This window comes from Acidiphilium sp. 34-64-41, assembly GCF_002282635.1.
In the GTDB taxonomy this organism is placed as follows: Bacteria; Pseudomonadota; Alphaproteobacteria; order Acetobacterales; family Acetobacteraceae; genus Acidiphilium; species Acidiphilium rubrum.
The window spans coordinates 14,334-33,439 of the sequence record NZ_NCJX01000003.1; the positions used below are offsets into that span (position 1 = coordinate 14,334).

Sequence of the window (19,106 nt, forward strand, 5' to 3'; positions counted from 1 at the left end):
GCAGCGCCCTCCCCTTACCTAAAACTAGCGGGTTCTAAGGGCCTCGCCCTTAGTGGGGGTCCAGGGGGCAAAGCCCCTTGGTGGGGCATGGGGCGAAGCCCCATCCTTCTCACCGCCCTCATCCTCACCGCCTGTGCCGTGCCGATCAAGCCGGTCACCATCCCACCAGCGCCGGCGTCGTATCTGCGCAGTGTGCCGACCGCCGGTACGCGGTTGCAATCCGCCTGGTGGCGCGGCTTTGCCGATCCGTCGCTCGATCATCTGGTGGCATTGGGGGAGCGCCGATCGCCCACGGTCGCGGCGGCGGATGCGTTGGTGGCGCAGGCGGCGGCAAACCAGGCGGCGGCGACGGGGGTGTTTCTGCCGCAGGTGTCGTTGAACCCGAACGTCTCGCGCCAGTCGTTCCCGACCGGCCCGAACGGGTACGGCGCCTATACGATCGACGAGTTCGCCGGCGCGATCACCTATAATCCCGGTCTGTTCGGTGCGCGGTCCTACGCGTTCCGCAACGGTCGCGCGCTCGCTGCCTACCAGCGCGCCAATGCGGCGGCGGCGCGGCTGACGCTGGCCGATAATATCGTGGTCGCGGCGATCACCGAGGCCGGGTTGGAGGCACAGATCGCGACCGACCGGGCGATGGCGGCGAGCGAGCAGCGCCTGCTGACCTTGTTACAGGGTGAATATGCCGCGGGTGCCATCGCGCGCCTGCCGGTATTGCAGCAACAGGCGCAGGTGCAGGCGACCATGGCGGCCTTGCCGGGTCTGCTGGCGCAGGCGAGCGCGCAGCGCCATGCGCTGGCGGTGCTCAGCGGCGTCGCCCCGGCCGATTTCGCGGGCGGTCATTTCCGCCTGACCGATTTCACCGTGCCGGCGGACAGCGCGGCTTCGGTGCCCTCGGCGCTGGTTGCCGGCCGGCCGGACATCATGGCGGCCCGCGCGCTGGTTTCAGCCGACCACGCCGCGGTCGGCCAGGCGGTGGCCGCCCTCTACCCCAGCCTCACCCTGTCGGCCCAGGGCGGCTACGCCTCGGAGACGTTCAACACCTTGTTCGAGCCAAGCGCCGCGCTATGGACGCTCGCCGGTTCGCTGCTCGCCCCGATCTTCGACGGCGGCGTGCTGCACGCGCACGAAGCCGCGGCGCGCGCCACCCTGGCCAACGCGCTCGCGACCTATCGCAGCACCGTGCTCACCGCCTTCCAGCAGGTGGCGGACGGCCTGCGCCGCACCGCTGACGATCGTGATTCGGTTGCCGAGAGCAACGCCGCCGCCGCAACCGCGGACGACGCCTACACCCTGGCCCGCCAGCAATTCAAACTCGGCGCCGCCAGCTACAACACGGTCCTCACCGCCCAGATCACCTGGCGCCAGGCCCAACTCACCGCGGTCCAGGCCGCTACACAGCAATTGCTCGATCAGGCAGCCCTGGGAGCCGCGTTGGCAGGGGAGTAAGGCTTCTCTTTTTTGACGAAACGGTACTGCCTTGCCTTCCCCTGCAACCCCGCCGAAAGACCGCGCCATGCGCCCCGCCGCCCGCACACTCGTCCTGCTCGGCGGCGGCCACAGTCACGTTGCGGTGATCCGCGCCTTTGCCATAAACCCTCCGGCTGGCACCACCATCATCGTGATCGGCCGCGATGCCAAAACGCCCTATTCGGGCATGCTGCCGGGCCTGATCGCCGGGCACTACACAAATGCCGAGGCTCATATCGATATCGCGGTGCTGTGCCGCTTCGCCGGCATCCGCTTCATTCATGACGAAGCGACCGGGCTGGATCTGGCTTGTCAGCGTGTGCTGTGCCGCACAGGCGCGCCGGTGCCCTACGATTGCCTGTCGATCGATATCGGCGCCAGCCCAGCGCTGCGCGCGTCGGGCATCGGCATCAAACCGATCGCACCGTTTCTTGCGCATTGGGAGGCGCTGTGTGCGCGCGCGCTGGCAACGCCGGAGCGATTGCACATCGGCGTGGTCGGCGCGGGGGCCGGTGGTGTCGAACTGGTGCTCGCCTTGCAATTCCGGCTCGAAGGATTGCTGCGCGCCGCCGGCCGGCCGCACGATGCGCCGCGCTTCAGCCTGTTCGGCCAGGCCGCCACCATTCTGCCCGGGTTCGCAGAGCCAGCCCGCCGCCGTCTGGAACGCATCCTGCACCGCCGCAGCATCGGCGTGTTCACCGGCCAGCCGATCGGCACCGCGGCGGACGGCGTGCTGCAACGCGCGGACGGCATGCGGTTCGCGCTCGATGACGTGATCTGGGCAACCGGTGGCGCGCCCGCGCCCTGGCTTGCGCGATCGGGTCTGGCGCAAACGGGTCTTGCACTCGATCCAAAGGGCTTCATCGCGGTGCACGACACGCTGCAATCGACCTCGCACCCAGCGGTGTTCGCGGCGGGCGATATCGCGAGCGTGATCGGCCGGCCATCGCCGAAATCCGGTGTCTACGCGGTCAGGCAGGGCAAGCCGCTCGCCGCCAATCTGCGTCGCGCGCTGTCCGGCCAGGCGCTGGTGCCGTTTCAGCCGCAGCGCCACGCCCTCGCGCTGATCGGCACCGGCGATCGCCGCGCGATCGCCGTGAAAGGCAGCTGGAGCGCCGAAGGACGCTGGGTCTGGCTCTGGAAAGACCAGATCGACCGGCGATTCATGAGCCGCTACACCAATTTGCCGGACCATGCCCGCGCCGATCATCCGCGCTGATGCACCGGCGTCACCTTACGGTCGATCGCGGCGGCGATCCGGCCGTTGCGCACGCCAAGCTGCGCATCGAACAGGCTGATCTCGCCGCAGCGCAATGCAATCGGTGCGCCTTTCGGCGTGCCGAGCGGCATGATGTCGCCCTCTTTCAGCGCCATCAACGCACTGAGCTTCATGGTCTGCTGATCGAGCACGGCTTCCAGTTCGATGTCGGTATGCCAAAGCTCCTCGGCCAGATGCGCCTCCCAGATCGAATCCCGGCCGAATTTTTCGCCCATGAACTGCTGCAACAGCAACTCGCGCACCGGTTCGATCGTGGCATAGGGCAGGATGATGCCGACCGAACCCTGCCGGCTCGCCGTCGTCATCCCGATCCGCGCGGTCAGTGCGGCGCCCGAATTGCGGCCCACCGCGGCAAAGCGCGGGTCGGTCTCGGTGCGCTCCAGCTCGAAAGTCACCGCACAGATCGGCGCGAAACTCACCGTCAGATCCTGCAGCACGATGCGGATGAGCCGTTCGGTCAGATTGCGCTCGATCGAGGTGAGCGGGCGGGGCGCGTGCGGCTGGCCCGCCGGCACGCTGCGGCCACCGAGCAGGATTTCGGTCAGATTATAGATCGTGTCGTAATCGATCACCAAAATACCGAGATTGTCCCACTCCAGCGCGCGAAACACCGCCAGCAGCGAGGCTTGCCCGCTGCCCGGCGCGCTGACCCCGGCGATGCTCTCGGTCAGGCGCTGCGAGGCGAGGGCGGCGAGCCTGACATCGACATTGTCCTGAAACAGGTTGCGCAGGCTGCCGCCGAGGATGCGGGCGAGCCGCTCGAACACGATTTCCGCCATCGGCAGGCGTTCGTAGCGCACCGCATTGCCATGGATCAGCCGGTTCAGCGGCGGGGCGGCCGGTTCGGGCGCGCCGGAATCGGACTGCGTGCCGAGGATCATGTCGATTTCGGCCTGCGCGAGCAGTGATTCAGCCGACCCGTCCTCGGAACTCATCATCGATATCAAACCTTATCTGCACGAAACGATCGGCCCGGTCAGATCCGAGCCAATCCAGTATCGACCAGAAAGGTTAACATTTCATTGAGCCGCGACGATTTCAGAGCCCATGACCGAGATTGATCGTGCGCGCGCTGGTAACAGCACCGCCGATCGCACCGATCGCACCGCCGATCAGAGCACCACCGGCCGGTCCGGTGCCGGTCGCCGCACCAATGATCGCGCCCGTACCGGCGCCGATCGCACCCCCGGAAAGCGCACGGCTGCCCGGCGTATAGCCGCACCCCGACAGGCCGAGTGTGGCGCCTGCGAGGACGACGATGAGACCAAAAGCGCGTAATTTCATGATCGGAATCCCAATGGTTGATGATAGTCGAACGTATGAAGCCGGATAACGCCCGATCATGTCCATTAAGTGGCACAGTCGGCGCTGGTTGACAGGCGACGTTCCCGCATTATCCATATTCCAGTAATTTCTGGAATTTCGAAAATGCAGCTCTCCCCGCTGACCGAAGCCTTCACCCTGCATTTCGGCGAAATGGGCAGCCGCTGGGGCATCAACCGCACCGTCGGGCAGATCTATGCGCTGCTCTATGTCTCTGAGCGCGCGCTGCCGGCCGATGAAATTGCCGAGATTCTCGGCTTCTCGCGCTCCAACGTCTCGCTTGGCCTGAAAGAGCTGCAATCCTGGCGCCTGGTGCGGCTGCAACATCTGCCCGGCGACCGGCGCGAACATTTTTCGACCCTGGGGGATATCTGGCAGATCGTCCGCGTCCTCGCCGAGGAACGGCGGCGCCGCGAGATCGACCCCACCTTGTCCGTCCTGCGCGAACTCATCATGGAAACCCCGGGCGGCGAGGCCGATCGCTACGCCCAGACCCGCCTGCGCGAAATGCATGATCTGATCGAACTGATCATGCGCTGGTCGGAAGACGTCCAGAAACTCGATACCGCCGATCTGACCCAGCTGCTCAAGCTCGGCGGCCGCGTCGTTGCCCTGCTCGAGCTGAAAAACCGCCTGCCGCTGATCGGTCGGGGCCGCCGCGAGCCCGCCATGAGTCACGATTCTGATGGCAGCCACGATCAGGAACTGGAAACATGAGCGACCCGACACACCTGATCAACCGATCATCCCGCAGCCGCACCGGCGCGGGCCGCGCCGTCATCCGCCTCCCGAACGAACCCGAAAGAGCCAGAAATGTCGGATAATTCACTCTCGGTCTTCCTCTCGCGCCTCGATTTCGCGTGGATCACCAGTTTTCACATCCTCTATCCGCCGCTCACCATCGGCCTCGCGGTCATTCTGTTCTTTTTCGAATGGCGCTGGGTCGCGACCAATGACGAGCGCTGGTATCGTCTGGCGCGCTTCTTCGAGAAGCTGTTCATCGTCAATTTCGGCGCCGGTGTCGCCACCGGCATCACCATGGAAATGGCGTTCGGCATTCTCTATGGCCCGTTCTCGCAGGCGGCCGGCCCGTTCTTCGGCCAGGTGCTCGGCTATGAGACCATCACCGCCTTCATGTACGAGGCCGGTTTCATCGGGCTGATGATCTTCGGCTGGGGCAAGATCAGCAAAAAAATGCATTTGTTCGCGACCTTCAACGTCGCTCTCTCGTCCTCGTTTTCGGCGATGTGGATCCTGGTCGCGAATTCCTGGATGCAGACCCCCGCCGGCATCGTGTTCAAACACGGCGTGTTCCAGGTGACCGACTGGGTCGCCGCCCTGTTCAATCCGGATGTCATGTACGGCTTCCCGCATATGCTGGTGGCAACCTTCGAACTCGCGCTGTTCTTTGTCGCCGGCGTCTGCGCCTGGTTCGTCCTGAAGCGCCGCCATGTCACGCTGTTTGCCCGGCCGCTGCGCTTTGCGTTGCTCGCCCTCGCCGTAGTCGCCCCGCTACAGGTCTATCTGGGCGACGGCCTGGGTGCCACCATCGCGCACGACCAGCCCGCCGCGCTCGCCGCCATGGAAGGCCATTACAACACCTATAACAAGGACGGCTCGGTCAATACCGGCTGGCACATCCTTGCCTGGCCGAACGCCAAGGGCGACGGCAACGCCTTCGCCATCACCATCCCGCATGTGCTCAGCCTGCTCGAAACCCATAGCTGGAACGGCAAGGTCGAAGGGCTGAACAGCATCAAGCCGCAGGACCGTCCGCCCGTCGTGGTACCGTTCTATTCGTTCCGGATCATGGTCGCGGCGGGCATGGCCATGATGCTGATCGCCTTCTGGGGCGGCTGGCTGGCGCTGCGCCGGCGCCTGTCGGCCGATACCATCGCGGCCAACCCATGGTTCCTGCGCGCCGTCACGGCCAGCGCCTTCCTGCCCTATCTCGCGGTCTGGACCGGCTGGTGGACCCGCGAAGTCGCCCGCCAGCCCTGGGTCGTCTACGGCATGATGCGCACATCGGCCGGCGTCAGCCATATGTCGGTGCCGCTCGAAATCTTCTGGCTGGTCGGCTACATGGCGTTCGAACTGACGGTGTTCGGCGGCACCTGGTATTTCCTCGCCAAAATCATCCGCAAGGGCCCCGATCTGGTCAGCCCGGTCGCGCAGGACGGGCACCAGGCGCTCGGCCATATCGAAGAGCCCGCCCACCACGAGCCCGGCAAGCCCGAATACCTGCGGCCCGCTTGATACAGCGCGCCTGACCCGACCCGCGCGATGAAAGACCCGTTCCGATGCAAACGATGAACGCCCTGACGCAGACCCAGCACCTCCTCACCATCGTGTGGTGGATGTCGCTGGGGCTGAGCATCCTGCTCTACATCATCCTCGACGGCGCCGATCTCGGCGCCGGCGTATTCTCCCTGTTCGTGGCGGACGAGGATGAACGCGGTGCCATCATGTCCGCCATGGCCGGCACCTGGGATGCCAATGAAACCTGGCTGATCGTGGCCGGCGGCGTGCTGTTCGGCACGTTTCCCTTCGTCTACGGCTCGCTGTTCAGCTATCTGATGGTGCCGCTGGCCCTCGCCCTCTGGGGCATCATCACCCGCGCCGTTTCGCTCGAATTCCGCCACCTTGCGGAAAAGCGCTATCAGCGGTTCAGCGACTACGCCTTCGGCATCTCCAGCCTCGCCACCACCTTCTTCGGCGGCATGGCGGTCGGCGCCACGCTGCACGGGTTTCCGCTCACCCATGTGCCCGATCAGGTGCCCACCTATGTCGGCGGCGCGCTGCGCTTCATCAGCCCGTTCAGCGTCTGGACCGGTATTGCCGCGGTCATCGCGGTCTCGCTCGCCGGCGGCCTGTTCGTCCGCGCCCGGTTCGAGCCCGAGGAAGATATCCGCAAGCACGCCGCGCGCTGGACCAACTACGCCTTCTACGCCGCGATCGGCGCGGTCGCGATCACCATCGGCTGGAGCGTGATCATCTTCCCCTGGGTCTCGGGCAAATGGTTCGGCCCGTATTTCTGGGTCTATGGCATCGGCTTCCTCGCGGTGCTGTTCGCCATCGTGAAAATGCGCGCCGCCTCCAATGCCGAGCGCGACATCGCGGCCATCCTCTGGCTCAACGCCGCCATCGCCCTGATGGCGACCGGCATGATGTGGACGATGTACCCCTGGATGGTGCCGGACACCTGGACGATCTATGCCGGCGCGACCCCGCAGGTCTCGATCATCACCTTCACCTTGGCGATGGCCGGATTTTTCCCGGTGATGCTGATGTACAACTGGTACCAGATCTGGGTGTTCCGCGCCCGCGTCTCCAAACTCGCCGCCTACGGGCATTGATCGCGCCCCGATGGCCCAGGCAGCCCCTTCGGATCGGCCGCTGCTCCAGGCGCTGCGCAACCAGCGCCTCGCGGCCCTGTGCCTCGCCGGCCCCGCGCTCGGTGTGCTGCTCATCGAGGCGATCTTCGGCCTGCCGCGCGCCCTGCTGTTGATGGCGCTCGGCATGGCCGGCTTCACCGCCATCCTGTTCGGCATTCTGCTCCAGGGCGAATACCGCGCAGTCCGCCGCGCGCCGCGGCGCTGAGCGATGGCCAACGCCCCGCGCTCGCGCGCCGAGGCCAAAAGCCTCGAAGCCTGGCTGCGTGGCTTTACGGCCCGGGTGCGCATCCCGCTCACCGCCACGATCATCACCGGCGCGATCGGGGGCCTGTTGCTGGTCCTCCAGGCGTGGCTGCTCGCCCGCATCATCGATGGCGTGATCATCGAGCACCGGGCGCTGCACCAGGTCTGGCCGCTGCTGATCGACCTACTGGCCACCTTCATCGCCCGCGCGATCATCACCTCACTCACCGACATCATCGGCTTCGAGGCCGCCGCCCGCGTCAAGCGTGACATCCGCCGCCTCGCCTACGCCCATCTCACCGCCCTCGGCCCGGCCTGGAGCCGCCGTGAGCGCAGCGGCGACCTCGCCACCACCCTGATCGACGGTATCGAGGCGCTCGATCAATACTATGCCAGCTACCTGCCGCAGATGGCGCTCGCCGTCTTCATTCCGCTCGCGATTCTGGTGTTCGTGTTCCCCGCCTACTGGGTCGCCGGGATCATCATGGTGATCACCGCCCCGCTGATCCCGCTGTTCATGATCATCGTCGGCAAGGGCGCCGAGCGGCTCAACCAGCGCCAATGGCGCAAGCTCGCCCGCATGAGTGCTTATTTCTTCGACGCGATCGAGGGGCTGACCACGCTCAAACTGTTCGGCGCCAGCCGTGCCGAAGCACAGATGATCGCCGACGTGTCGGACGATTACCGCATCACCACCATGGCGGTGCTGCGCGTCGCCTTCCTGTCCTCGCTGGTGCTGGAGTTTTTCGCGACCATCAGCATCGCGATGGTCGCGGTCTATATCGGCTTCGCGCTCTACTACCGCGACCTCCACTTCCTGCCCGGGTTTTTCGTCCTGCTGCTCGCACCCGAGTTCTACCGCCCGCTGCGCAACATGGGCAGTTCCTACCACGCGCGGATGGAAGCAATCGGCGCCGCCGAACAGATCGTCCGCCTGCTCGCGACCGAACCGCCCACCCCGCCCGAACCCAAAACCACACCCGCCCCCGAACCGGCTCTCACCATCCGCTTCGAACAGGTCGATTTCGCCTATCAACCCAGCGAACCCATCCTCACCGGCATCGATTTCACCCTCGCCCCCGGCGAACGCCTCGCTCTGGTCGGGCCGAGCGGTGCCGGCAAGACCACGATCAGCCAGTTGCTGCTCGGCTTCCTTCAGCCCAGCAGCGGCGCCATCCGCATCGGCGGCATCGATCTGCGCGACCTGCCGCCCGCCGCCTGGCTCGCCCGCATCGCCTGGCTGCCGCAACGCCCGACGCTGTTCCACGGCAGCGTGATCGACAACATCAGGCTCGGCCTCACCGCCGATGCCGCCGCGGTGCGCGCCGCCGCCGCCCAGGCCGGCGCCGATCATTTCATCACCAACCTGCCGCAGGGCTACGACACCATCGTGGGTGAGCGCGGCCAGGGCCTGTCGGGCGGTGAAATCCAGCGCATCGCGCTCGCCCGCGCCTTTCTGAAAAACGCCGAACTGATCGTGCTCGACGAACCCGATGCCAGCCTCGATCCCGCCACCGCCGCGCTGATCACCGCATCGGTCGAACGCCTCGCGCGCGACCGCACCATGCTGATCATCGCCCACCGCCTCGAATCGGTGCACCATGCCGACCGGATCCTGGTCATCGATCACGGCCGCATCATCGAATCCGGCGACCACGCCAGCCTGCTCGCCCGCCACGGCCTGTACGCTACCATGAGCGCGCTGCGTCAGGATGTCCCGGCATGACCGATCTGCTGCGCCTGTTGCGCCTGTTCCGGCCCTACGCGCTGTGGCTGCTCGCCGGCATCGGCCTGTCGGTTGTGGTCATCCTGGCCAATGTCGGCCTGGTCGCACTCGCCGGCTGGTTCATCGCCGCCATGGCGCTGTCCGGCCTCAGCGGCCATCTGATCGAGTATTTCACCCCCGCCGCCGGCATCCGCGCCCTCGCCATTTTGCGCACCGGCGGGCGCTATGCCGAACGCCTGGTCACGCATGAGGCCACGCTGCGCCTGCTCGCCGCGTTACGGGTGTGGTTCTACCAGCATCTCGAACCGCTGGCGCCGGCCCGGCTGCAATATTATCGCGGCGGCGACCTGCTCAGCCGCATCCGCGCCGATATCGACAGTCTCGATAACCTCTATCTCCGCGTCCTCGCCCCCACCATCGCCGCCGCCGTCACCATCATCCTGATCGTCGCCTTCATGGCCGCCTTCAGCGTCAAAATCGCGCTGATCGACCTCGCTGGTCTGGTTCTCGCCGGCGTCGCCCTGCCGCTCGCCACCCAGCGCCTTGCCCGCTGGTCCGGCCGCCGGGCGGTCGCCATCCGCGCCGATCTGCGCGCCGGCGTCACCGATACCGCGCGCGGCCTCGGCGAATTGCTGGTCTATCAGGCCGCCTCCCGCCAAACCGAAACCATCGCCGCGCTGAGCGATCGCCTGATCACCAGCCAGCGCCGCCAGGCATGGATCGCCGGCCCCGCCGCCGGCCTCGCCGGCCTCGCCGCCAATCTCGCCATGGGATTCGCCCTCATCATCGCCATCCCGCTGGTCCGCCGCGGCGATCTCACCGGCCCCGATCTCCCGATGATCGCGCTGTTCGTACTCGGCAGTTTCGAAGCCGTCGCACCCCTGCCCATCGCGTTCCAGGCGCTCGGCGAAACGCTCGCCGCCGCGCGCCGCATCTTTTCCATCATCGACACCGAGCCCACCATCGCCGAACCCGCGCACCCGGCCGACCCGCCCACCCGGTTCGACCTGCGGATCACCGACCTGTCGATGCGCTACACGCCGGATGCCCCCTGGGCATTGCAACACATCGATCTCGCCATCCCGCAGGGCGGGCGCATCGGCATCATCGGCGAAACCGGCTCGGGCAAGACCAGCCTGCTCAACGTGATCCTCCGCTTCTGGGCGTTTCAGGAGGGCAGCATCACCCTCGGCGGCGTCGCGCTGCGCGATCTGCGCGGCGAGACCACGCGCGGCGTCTGCGCCGTGCTCGCGCAGCAGACCTATCTGTTCAACACCACCATCCGCGCCAATCTGCACCTCGCCCGCCCCGGCGCGACCGAGGCCGAACTGCACGAAGCCCTCCGCCAGGCGCAAATCCTCGACGAAGTCCGCAACTTCCCCGCCGGGCTCGATACCATCGTCGGTGAAACCGGCATGCGCCTGTCCGGCGGTCAGGCCCGCCGCATCGCCATCGCCCGCGCCTTCCTGAAAGACGCGCCGATCCTGATTCTCGATGAACCGACCGAAGGGCTCGACGCCGTGTCGGAACGCGATGTCCTCGCCGCACTCGAAGTGCTGATGCAGGGGCGTACCACGATCATGATCACGCATCGGCCGCAGAGCTTGCGGCTGGTGGATCGGGTGTTTGTTATGGAGCGTGGTCGGCTGAAGCAAAGTAAAGGATAGGGAAGTACTTCTTTTTTTGCAAAAAAAGAAGCAAAAAAACTCCCTCAAATTGGGCCCGTGTCAGTGAAAGCGCCCGTGCCCCAGAGTCAAAAAGTTTTTTGCTTCTTTTTTACAAAAAAGAAGCCTTCTTCTCCTACCCTTACTCCATCACCGCCATCTCATGCTTCTCCGCCTTCACCCCCGCCTGTGCCGGCGGCTTGCGCATCAGCAGCAGCGTGAAGATCGCGGGAACACTCACCATCAGCATGAATTTGAACGCATCGAGATACGAAATGATGTCCGATTGCTGCACGATCATCGTATTCAGCATCGCCGCACCCCGGCTCGTCATCGGGTTGAGGTAATGGCTCACCGCCCCGCCCACCTGCAGCGCCCGGTTGAACGGCGTGATCGCGTTCGAGACGGATTGGTGATCCACCTGCGACATCTGCACCTGCACCGCCTCGGTCACCGAAATCCCCACCGCCATACCGACATTGCGCATCAGGCTGAGCAGCGAAGTCCCCTGCGTCCGCAATGCCGGATCGAGCGTATAGAACGCCACCACCTGCAACGGCGTGAACACGAAGCCAAGCCCCGCCCCCTGCACCACGATGCTCTCGATCAGATACGATTGCGGCGACGACGGCAGCCACTGCATCATCATCCAGAACGACACGATCAGCAGCAAGAACCCGACGAACATCAGATAGCGCGGATCGACCTTGTTGGTCAGCCGCCCGGCGATCACCATTGCCCCCATCGTGCCCAACCCACGCGGCGCCATCACCAGCCCCGCCAGCTCGACCGGATAATTGCCGAGTTTTTCCAGAAACGGCGGCATCAGCGTCGATGACGACAGCAGCACCGAACCCACCGCGAACATCGCGACCAGCGCGGCATTCAGATTCCGATCCTTGAACACCCCGCGCGGAATGAACGGCTGCTTGGCCGTGAACATATGCACGATGAACAGATAAAGCCCGATCGCCGCAAGCACGCCATACGTCACAATCTCGGTCGAACTGAACCAATCCTTCTCCTCGCCCCGATCCAGCAGAATCTGCAACGCCGCCAGAAACAGCGAGAGCACGGCAAAGCCGATCCAGTCGAAATGCCCGGTCGAGCGGTTGGCCGCACCGCGCTTCGGCATGAAAAACCCGAGCGCCAGAACCGCGGCGATGCCGAACGGCAGATTGACGAAAAACACATAGCGCCAGTCGTAAAAATACGTCAGATACCCGCCCAGCGTCGGCCCCAGGATCGGCCCGACCATGACGCCGATGCCCCAGATCGCCATCGCCTGCCCACGCTTCTCCGGTGGATAGATGTCCAGCATGGTCGATTGACTGAGCGGCACCAGCGCCGCGCCGAACATGCCCTGCAGCAGCCGGTCCACCACCATCTCACCCAGCGAAGTGGCGATGCCGCACATCATCGAGGTGATGGTGAACCCGATGATCGACACCATGAACACGTTCTTGCGCCCAAACCGCCCGGCCAGCCAACCGACCGGCGCGGTCATGATCGCCGCCGCCACCACATACGAGGTCAGCACCCAGGTAATCTCGTCATACGAGGCCGAGAGCGAACCCTGCATATACGGCAACGACACGTTGGCGATTGTCGCGTCCAGCGCCTGCATCAACGTGCCGATCATGCATCCTGCGGTCACGATCAACCGCGGCATGCCGGAAACCTGCATCACCTCGTTTTTGTTGGACTCACCTGCGGCCATGAAAATTCAGCCGATCAGAACAGGTTCGACAGTTTGTGCTGATGGCCGGTGATGATATCCACCTCGGCCGTCATGCCGTTGCGCAGCACCAGATGCTTGGGCCCATTGGTAATGTTTACCCGCAGCGGAATCCGCTGCACCACCTTCACCCAATTGCCCGATGAATTCTGCGCCGGCAAAATCGAAAAGCTCGAACCGCTGGCCGGTGCGATGCTCGCCACCACCCCGTGCCACAGCTTGCCCGGATAGGTATCGACATGGATCTTCACCTTGTCGCCCGGCTTCACCCAGGTCAGCGCGGTCTCTTTCGGTTGGGCGCGCACCCACACATCCGTGCTCGAAACCAGCCCGAACGCCGCCGTGCCGGCCTGTAAATACATCCCCGGCTGCAACTGCTCGGTTTCGGTCACCACGCCATCGAACGGGGCCCGCACAATCGAATGCCGGTAGTTCAACTGCGCCGCCGCAAGCGCCGCCGCCGCCGCCTTGTACTGGGGCGTATCGGCCAGATGGATTTTCGGATCGCCGGACAATTTCGCCAGATCAACCCCGGCCTGCGCCTGCATCGCCGCCAGATTGGCCTCGGCACCCTGGTATTTATACTTCGCATTGTCATAGTCGGACTGCGTCACGCCGCCGCCATGCACCAGCGAGGCATAGCGCTGATAATTCAGCCGGTCGTTCTCGACCACCGCTTGCTGCACCTTGATCTTCGCGATCTGCGCCTGATAGCCGTGCCGCGCGCCCTCGATCTGCTGCTTCACCTCGGCCAGCTTCGCCTGCGCCTGATCCTCGGCCACCACAAACCGCGTCGGCTGCAACCGGAACAGGATCTGACCCTTGGTAACCGTCTGATGGTCCTTCACATCGACCTGATCGACCAGGCCGGACACATCGGTCGATAAATTGACCCGCGCCGCCTTGATATAGGTATCCGTCACCGAAACCGACCCGCCGCTGAACAGCCAGTACAGCAGCACCGCCAACAAAATCAGCAGCACCCCGCCGATCATCAAGACCGGCCGCAGCAGCTTCGAGCCGCCCCGGCTACGCCCCTCAGACCGGGTCTTCTTGTCGCGCCCCGTGGTCTCGCGGCCCTCGGCATCGCGCGTCACGACCCCGGCGGTTGAACTTGTCTGCGACATCAAGCCATCTCCTGTTCGGCCTTGGCGGCACTGATCATATAGGTGTCGGCCGCACGATCGGCCGTGAGTAAAATTGTTTTCATCCGCATCAATCCATCGATCGTCGCCTCGATCACTTCAGGCGACAGGGTCTTCGTCACGAATTCCGAAATAATGCCGCGCTGCGCCTGGATATCGCGCAGCAACGGGTCCGCCAGCGGGGTCAGATGCAGCCGCCAGATCCGCCGATCCCGCGGGTCCGCCCGCCGCTCCACCAACCCGCGCGCCTCCAGCCGATCCGTCAGCCGCGCCACCGTCATCGGCTCGACCTCGATGATCTCCGCCAGATCCTTCTGCGACAAACCAGGATTATGCGACAGGCGGATCATCATCACCCATTGCGCCCGGTTCATGTCATGCATCCGCGCCCGCCGGTCGATCTCGCGACGCAGCAAACGCGCGACATCATGCAGCAGATACAAAATGTCAGGCTCAGTCTCGGCGCCCGGCGGCGCACAGGAAGTGTTCGGGTCCATTACACGTGTGATAATAGCGATTGATACGAGTAAGCGCCACTGCCCCAGTTCTGCGTTTTTCGCATTGGGCTCTGCGGCGGCGCGATAGGCGGAAAAATGGCGGCCGGCGGCCGCCATTGGCGTGAAAACGCGTGTCAGCCCGCATTTCCATGCATACCTGTTAACCGCACCATAACTCTTCTGCCGTAGTCTCCAATCCGCAGAAACCCCGGGCAAGCCCGCCCGCATTCGGAGCGCCGTTGATGAAGCACCTGTCGATCATCCTGAAATTCCTCTCCATCATGGGCGCGTTCGGCGTCTTCACCATCGCCATGGCGTTCTACGCCACCGGCCAACTCTCCAGCACAGCCCGATCCTACGACAATCTGATTAACCACGACGACAAAGCGTCCTTTCTTGTCGCCAAGGGCAATCGCGCAATGACGGAGGCAGAAGCCTCGATCGGCAACCTCTTGATCTCGACGACTACGGCCGACAATCAAAACGCACTCCACACGCTCGATGCGGCACATCGCCAGCTGGACGATTTTTATACGCGGGCCGCCGCCCTTAGCTCATCCCAGGCCGCCGCGCTCAACGCGATCAAGACCGATGCGGATCACCTGCTCAGTCAGACCTGTGACATCGCGATCAAACAGGGTGCCGCCGCCACCGCGGCGGCGGCCGTCATCGCGTCGCAGGCAACCTACATGACCGGTTGCGAGCCAGCGTTCGGGCCGATCGTCGCGCGCGCCGCCGCCATCGCAAAGGGGCTGGGCGAGAAAGCAGATTCCGAAGCGGGCACTCTGAAAGCAGACGCCGCCCACGCGGTGTTGCTCACCTTCGCCGCAATCCTGATCGGTCTGGCCGTCGTGCTCATCGGTGGCTTCTTGGCGATCCGGACTTGGCTGGTCACCCCGATCAAGGCCCTGCAGAACGTCATGATCGAGCTGTCCGGCGGCAACCTGACCGCCGAAGTCGCCGGCGGCGACCGTCGCGACGAGGTCGGCGGCATGGCACGCGCGGTGCAGGTCTTCAAGGACGCCGGCCTGGAGAAAGTCCGCATCGAAGCCGAGGCTTCGCAAGCCCGCCAGGAGGCCGAAATCCTGCGCCAGCGCAGCGAAGCGGAACGTGAAACCGCCGCCAAGCAGCTCGCCTTCGTGGTCGAATCCCTCGCCACCGGCCTCGAAAAACTCGCCGCCGGCGCCCTCACCTTCCGGCTCGGCCAAAGCTTCGCACCCGAATACGAACGCCTGCGCAGCGACTTCAACGCGGCGATGGAAAAGCTTCAGGACACCATGAAGATCATCACCGCCAACACCGCCGCCATCCGCGCCGGTACCGGCGAAATCTCGGTCGCGGCCGATGATCTGTCACGCCGCACCGAACAACAGGCGGCCAGCCTCGAACAAACCGCCGCAGCCCTCGATCAGATCACCGCAACCGTCCGCCGCACCGCCGAAGGCGCCAACCACGCCCGCGAAGTGGTCGGCACCGCCCAGGCCGATGCCGAACGCAGCGGCGTCGTGGTGCGCGAAGCCGTCGCCGCCATGAGCGGCATCGAAACCTCCTCCCAGCAGATCGGCAACATCATCGGCGTGATCGATGAAATCGCCTTCCAGACCAACCTGCTGGCACTCAACGCCGGCGTCGAAGCCGCCCGCGCGGGCGATGCCGGGCGCGGCTTTGCCGTCGTCGCCTCCGAAGTCCGCGCCCTCGCCCAACGCTCGGCCGACGCCGCCAAGGAAATCAAGGCCCTGATCTCGACCTCGACCCAGCAGGTCGGCTCCGGCGTCGACCTGGTCGGCCAGACCGGCAAGGCCCTGCAGCGCATCGTCACCCAGGTCGGCGAAATCAACAGCGTCGTCGTCCAGATCGCCGCATCCGCCCAGGAACAGGCAACCGGCCTGCATCAGGTCAACGTGGCGGTCAACCAGATGGATCAGGTCACCCAGCAGAACGCCGCAATGGTCGAACAATCCACCGCCGCAAGCCACGCTCTGGCCCAGGAAACCCAAGATCTGTCAGCCCTGATCGCCAAGTTCCAAATCGGCGAAGCCATGAGCGAACAACCGGTGCGCCACGCACCCCGCAAACCTGCCCCCCGCCCCGCACCACCAGTACGCGCCGCCGCGCCAAAAGCCGCCGCCGCCGGCGGTGGACGCAAACTCGAAGTGGTCGGCAACACCGCCGAAAAATGGGAGGATTTCTGATCCCCCCGGTGTTCGCTACAGCGTGAACCCAACCAGGCCAGGTGGCACAGCCCCTGGCCTTTTTGCTGGCACCGTCACCCGTGCAGCGCCTGATGCAGCACCGGCACCGCGCCAGACAGCATGATCTGCACGCCAATGCCCAGCAGAATAAAAGCGGCCAACCGTGACAAAACCCGCCGCCCGGTCGGCCCCAGCAATGCCCCGAGTCGATCCGCCGTGGCGTAGGACAGCCAGATCAACAGCGCCATGACAATGGCCGCGAGCGACAGGCCGGCAAAGAACATCGCGAGCGTCGCCCCCGAGGCCGGATGCTGCGTGCCGAGCGCCACGGCAACCGCAATCGTCCCCGGCCCGGTGGTAAACGGCAGGGTCAGCGGAAAGAACGCAAACCCCGATATATCTTCCGCGGTCTCCTCGGCCTCGGCCCCCGCGCTCACCTGCGCGGTCGCGTGCGCGGCCTGGGCCTGCTTGCGCTCCTCATGCTCTTCCGGCGCATTCAGCATCTGAAACGCCCGCGCCGCCACCACCGCACCGCCCGCCAACCGCAGGGCATTCAGCGAAATGCCAAAAAAACTCAGGATATAACTGCCCGCCCACAACGAAATCAGCATCACCAGCGCGCTGTTCAGCCCAACCCGGCGCGCCAGATTAAGCCGCACCCGATGGCTGCGGCTTTCGGTGATCTCGTTGAAAATAATCGCCCCGCCCAGCGGGTTCACAATCGAGAGCAGGGCCGGGAACGCGAGCAGAAACGCGTCCGCCGCCTCGGCCAGCAGGTTCATCAGCCCGGCAATTCGCTGGCCGCGATGGACGCAAACACCGCCGCCCCGACCGGCAGGATCGCATCGTTGAAATCATAGCGCGGATGATGCAGCGGCATCGCCCCCTTGTCGCCATCCGCCTGCCCGATCCGGAAAAAACACCCCGGCCGCTGCATCGCGTAATAGGCGAAATCCTCGCCCCCCAGCGTCGGCGGCAGCGTGGTATGCACGTTCGCAGCCCCCACCACCGCCCCGGCGGCCCGCGCGACAACCCCCGCCATCGCGCCGTCATTCACCACCGGCGGATAGCCGCTCTGGTAATCCACCTCCGCCTCAACCCCCGCCGCCCGCGCCAGATGCCGGATCAGCTCGGGAATCTCGCGCGCCAGCCGCACCTGATTGGCCGGCGTCAGGTTGCGCACGGTGCCGCTCAGCGTCGCGATCTCCGGAATAACATTGGTCGCACTACCCGCGTGGAACGTACAGATCGACACTACGGTGGATTCCAGCGGATCGACCCGGCGCGACACGATCGACTGCAACCCGAGCACAATCTGCGCCCCCGCCACGATCGGATCGATCGCCGCATGCGGCCGTGCCGCATGGCCGCCGCGCCCGGTCAGGCGGATCACGATATCATCGGTTGCCCCATGCACCGTCCCGGTCGAAGCCGAAATCGCACCCACCGGCAGCGTCGGGTCGTTATGCGCGCCGAACACCGCATCGAACGGAAACCGCTCCAGCAACCCATCCTCGATCATCCGCAACGCACCGGCGCCACCCTCTTCGGCGGGCTGGAAAATGAAATGGATCGTCCCGGCAAAATCCCGCGTCGCCGCCAAATAGCGCGCGGCGGCGAGCAGCATGGTGGTGTGGCCGTCATGGCCGCAGGCATGCATCCGTCCCGGATTCTGCGATTTATACGGCAGATCGTTCGCCTCATCCATCGGCAGCGCGTCCATATCCGCCCGCAGCGCAATCGCCCGGTTGCCCCCCGCGGACGAGCGGCCACCCCGCAGCGTGCCCACCACCCCGGTGCCGCCAACCCCGGTGGTCACCTCGATCCCGAACGAAGCAAGCCGCTCGGCCACCAGGGCCGCGGTGCGATGCTCCTGATAAGCAATTTCAGGGTGAGCATGAAAATCCTGCCGCCAGGCGGCGAATTCGGGCGTCCAGTCGTGCAATTGCGGGTCGATGTTCATGCGCGCCAGCATAACCGCACCAGTTCGATCACGCCAAGCCTTTCCGCACCCCGCCGTTTGGTTTCATACGCCGGCCGAATAGGTCTTACGCCGCAACTGCGGGTTATTGCAGCGCAGCATAACCCCCAATTCTGGCAGCGAGCAGGACACCACCTGCACCAATGTTTTGTTTTCAGGAGTTTCTACCATGCGTAAAATGACCCGTTTGTTGACCATCCTCGCCGTTGCCGGCGCTTTCGCACCGCTCGCCGCCAATGCCAGCTCGGTCGGCACCTCGATGTACCAGCCCGGCCCGCTGATCGTGCATGCCCAGCCGCAGCACAAGGCGGTCAACACCAGCGGCCGCACCGCCCACGCCCAGCAGATGCAGGCGATCGCGCGGAACGGCTGATCCAGGCTGACACGGCTGGGCCACTCGCCGTCTACTAAAAGTGGAGCGAAGGGCGGCACGGGTTCGGTTGTTGAAAAACA

The 19,106-nt window shown here is 65.1% G+C and carries 17 protein-coding genes; 10 read left to right on the forward strand and 7 right to left on the reverse strand.

What is annotated here, in order from left to right:
• The first annotated feature begins 87 nt into the window (after positions 1-87).
• On the forward strand, positions 88-1,449 hold the full coding sequence (locus B7X49_RS01255) for an efflux transporter outer membrane subunit (RefSeq protein WP_286702952.1): 1,362 nt from the start codon (positions 88-90) through the stop codon (positions 1,447-1,449).
• A 67-nt stretch (positions 1,450-1,516) separates the two neighbouring features.
• On the forward strand, positions 1,517-2,689 hold the full coding sequence (locus tag B7X49_RS01260) for an FAD-dependent oxidoreductase (RefSeq protein WP_286702953.1): 1,173 nt from the start codon (positions 1,517-1,519) through the stop codon (positions 2,687-2,689).
• On the opposite strand, the gene B7X49_RS01265 is transcribed toward B7X49_RS01260, so the two are convergent.
• Positions 2,677-3,684 carry a FliM/FliN family flagellar motor switch protein gene (locus B7X49_RS01265; RefSeq protein WP_286702954.1) on the reverse strand — a complete coding sequence of 336 codons (1,008 nt, stop codon included), beginning with the start codon at positions 3,682-3,684 and terminating at the stop codon, positions 2,677-2,679. The two genes, B7X49_RS01260 and B7X49_RS01265, sit on opposite strands and share 13 nt — an antisense overlap.
• A 103-nt stretch (positions 3,685-3,787) precedes the next feature.
• Entirely contained in the window at positions 3,788-4,033 is a 246-nt protein-coding gene (locus B7X49_RS01270) for a YMGG-like glycine zipper-containing protein (protein ID WP_029312986.1), read from the reverse strand.
• Between the two features lie 144 nt (positions 4,034-4,177).
• Here B7X49_RS01270 and B7X49_RS01275 point away from each other — a divergent pair, with 144 nt between their 5' ends.
• The 6 genes from B7X49_RS01275 (at position 4,178) to cydC (ending at position 11,103) form a co-directional block, all read left to right on the forward strand.
• Entirely contained in the window at positions 4,178-4,789 is a 612-nt protein-coding gene (locus tag B7X49_RS01275) for a GbsR/MarR family transcriptional regulator (RefSeq protein ID WP_035229840.1), read from the forward strand.
• Positions 4,790-4,885: 96 nt separating this feature from the next.
• Complete coding sequence (locus B7X49_RS01280) at positions 4,886-6,328, forward strand: cytochrome ubiquinol oxidase subunit I (RefSeq protein WP_286702955.1); 1,443 nt, start codon at positions 4,886-4,888, stop codon at positions 6,326-6,328.
• Between the two features lie 53 nt (positions 6,329-6,381).
• A complete protein-coding gene (locus B7X49_RS01285; RefSeq protein ID WP_286838051.1) occupies positions 6,382-7,428 on the forward strand; it encodes a cytochrome d ubiquinol oxidase subunit II in 1,047 nt (348 codons plus the stop codon).
• A gap of 10 nt (positions 7,429-7,438) precedes the next feature.
• On the forward strand, positions 7,439-7,672 hold the full coding sequence (locus B7X49_RS01290; protein ID WP_029312990.1) for a hypothetical protein: 234 nt from the start codon (positions 7,439-7,441) through the stop codon (positions 7,670-7,672).
• A gap of 3 nt (positions 7,673-7,675) precedes the next feature.
• Entirely contained in the window at positions 7,676-9,436 is a 1,761-nt protein-coding gene (cydD, locus tag B7X49_RS01295) for a thiol reductant ABC exporter subunit CydD (RefSeq protein ID WP_286702957.1), read from the forward strand.
• Complete coding sequence (gene cydC, locus B7X49_RS01300) at positions 9,433-11,103, forward strand: thiol reductant ABC exporter subunit CydC (protein WP_286702958.1); 1,671 nt, start codon at positions 9,433-9,435, stop codon at positions 11,101-11,103. The genes cydD and cydC overlap by 4 nt, the downstream gene beginning before the upstream one ends.
• A 139-nt stretch (positions 11,104-11,242) precedes the next feature.
• Here the strand turns inward: cydC and B7X49_RS01305 are convergent, their stop codons facing one another.
• The 3 genes from B7X49_RS01305 to B7X49_RS01315 are packed head-to-tail and all read right to left on the reverse strand — an operon-like array spanning position 11,243 to position 14,480.
• Positions 11,243-12,820: a DHA2 family efflux MFS transporter permease subunit gene (locus B7X49_RS01305; RefSeq protein WP_286702959.1), complete on the reverse strand. Its 1,578-nt coding sequence runs from the start codon at positions 12,818-12,820 to the stop codon at positions 11,243-11,245.
• Positions 12,821-12,834: 14 nt separating this feature from the next.
• On the reverse strand, positions 12,835-13,965 hold the full coding sequence (locus B7X49_RS01310) for an HlyD family secretion protein (protein ID WP_286702960.1): 1,131 nt from the start codon (positions 13,963-13,965) through the stop codon (positions 12,835-12,837).
• Positions 13,965-14,480, reverse strand: coding sequence for a MarR family winged helix-turn-helix transcriptional regulator (locus tag B7X49_RS01315; protein WP_286702961.1), 516 nt, complete (start codon positions 14,478-14,480; stop codon positions 13,965-13,967). Before B7X49_RS01315 ends, B7X49_RS01310 begins: the two co-directional genes overlap by 1 nt.
• A 242-nt stretch (positions 14,481-14,722) precedes the next feature.
• On the opposite strand from B7X49_RS01315, the gene B7X49_RS01320 reads away from it, so the two are divergent.
• The gene (locus B7X49_RS01320) at positions 14,723-16,672 is read left to right on the forward strand and encodes a methyl-accepting chemotaxis protein (RefSeq protein WP_286702962.1); all 1,950 of its coding nucleotides are present in this window, start codon (positions 14,723-14,725) and stop codon (positions 16,670-16,672) included.
• Between the two features lie 74 nt (positions 16,673-16,746).
• Here the strand turns inward: B7X49_RS01320 and B7X49_RS01325 are convergent, their stop codons facing one another.
• Positions 16,747-17,454, reverse strand: coding sequence for a MarC family protein (locus B7X49_RS01325; RefSeq protein WP_286702963.1), 708 nt, complete (start codon positions 17,452-17,454; stop codon positions 16,747-16,749).
• Positions 17,454-18,635, reverse strand: a complete 1,182-nt coding sequence (locus tag B7X49_RS01330) for an amidohydrolase (protein ID WP_286702964.1) — start codon at positions 18,633-18,635, stop codon at positions 17,454-17,456. The genes B7X49_RS01325 and B7X49_RS01330 overlap by 1 nt, the downstream gene beginning before the upstream one ends.
• Positions 18,636-18,822: 187 nt before the next feature.
• Here B7X49_RS01330 and B7X49_RS01335 point away from each other — a divergent pair, with 187 nt between their 5' ends.
• Positions 18,823-19,026 carry a hypothetical protein gene (locus tag B7X49_RS01335; RefSeq protein ID WP_286702965.1) on the forward strand — a complete coding sequence of 68 codons (204 nt, stop codon included), beginning with the start codon at positions 18,823-18,825 and terminating at the stop codon, positions 19,024-19,026.
• Positions 19,027-19,106 lie beyond the last annotated feature (80 nt).

Coding starts and splice junctions, on each gene's coding strand:
- B7X49_RS01305 (WP_286702959.1), bottom strand. CDS start 12,820: ATGGCCGCAGGTGAGTCCAACAAAAACGAGGTGATGCAGGTTTCCGGC.
- B7X49_RS01265 (WP_286702954.1), bottom strand. CDS start 3,684: ATGAGTTCCGAGGACGGGTCGGCTGAATCACTGCTCGCGCAGGCCGAA.
- B7X49_RS01290 (WP_029312990.1), top strand. CDS start 7,439: ATGGCCCAGGCAGCCCCTTCGGATCGGCCGCTGCTCCAGGCGCTGCGC.
- B7X49_RS01260 (WP_286702953.1), top strand. CDS start 1,517: ATGCGCCCCGCCGCCCGCACACTCGTCCTGCTCGGCGGCGGCCACAGT.
- B7X49_RS01315 (WP_286702961.1), bottom strand. CDS start 14,480: ATGGACCCGAACACTTCCTGTGCGCCGCCGGGCGCCGAGACTGAGCCT.
- B7X49_RS01280 (WP_286702955.1), top strand. CDS start 4,886: ATGTCGGATAATTCACTCTCGGTCTTCCTCTCGCGCCTCGATTTCGCG.
- B7X49_RS01270 (WP_029312986.1), bottom strand. CDS start 4,033: ATGAAATTACGCGCTTTTGGTCTCATCGTCGTCCTCGCAGGCGCCACA.
- cydD (WP_286702957.1), top strand. CDS start 7,676: ATGGCCAACGCCCCGCGCTCGCGCGCCGAGGCCAAAAGCCTCGAAGCC.
- B7X49_RS01285 (WP_286838051.1), top strand. CDS start 6,382: ATGAACGCCCTGACGCAGACCCAGCACCTCCTCACCATCGTGTGGTGG.
- cydC (WP_286702958.1), top strand. CDS start 9,433: ATGACCGATCTGCTGCGCCTGTTGCGCCTGTTCCGGCCCTACGCGCTG.
- B7X49_RS01320 (WP_286702962.1), top strand. CDS start 14,723: ATGAAGCACCTGTCGATCATCCTGAAATTCCTCTCCATCATGGGCGCG.
- B7X49_RS01325 (WP_286702963.1), bottom strand. CDS start 17,454: ATGAACCTGCTGGCCGAGGCGGCGGACGCGTTTCTGCTCGCGTTCCCG.
- B7X49_RS01255 (WP_286702952.1), top strand. CDS start 88: ATGGGGCGAAGCCCCATCCTTCTCACCGCCCTCATCCTCACCGCCTGT.
- B7X49_RS01310 (WP_286702960.1), bottom strand. CDS start 13,965: ATGTCGCAGACAAGTTCAACCGCCGGGGTCGTGACGCGCGATGCCGAG.
- B7X49_RS01330 (WP_286702964.1), bottom strand. CDS start 18,635: ATGAACATCGACCCGCAATTGCACGACTGGACGCCCGAATTCGCCGCC.
- B7X49_RS01275 (WP_035229840.1), top strand. CDS start 4,178: ATGCAGCTCTCCCCGCTGACCGAAGCCTTCACCCTGCATTTCGGCGAA.
- B7X49_RS01335 (WP_286702965.1), top strand. CDS start 18,823: ATGCGTAAAATGACCCGTTTGTTGACCATCCTCGCCGTTGCCGGCGCT.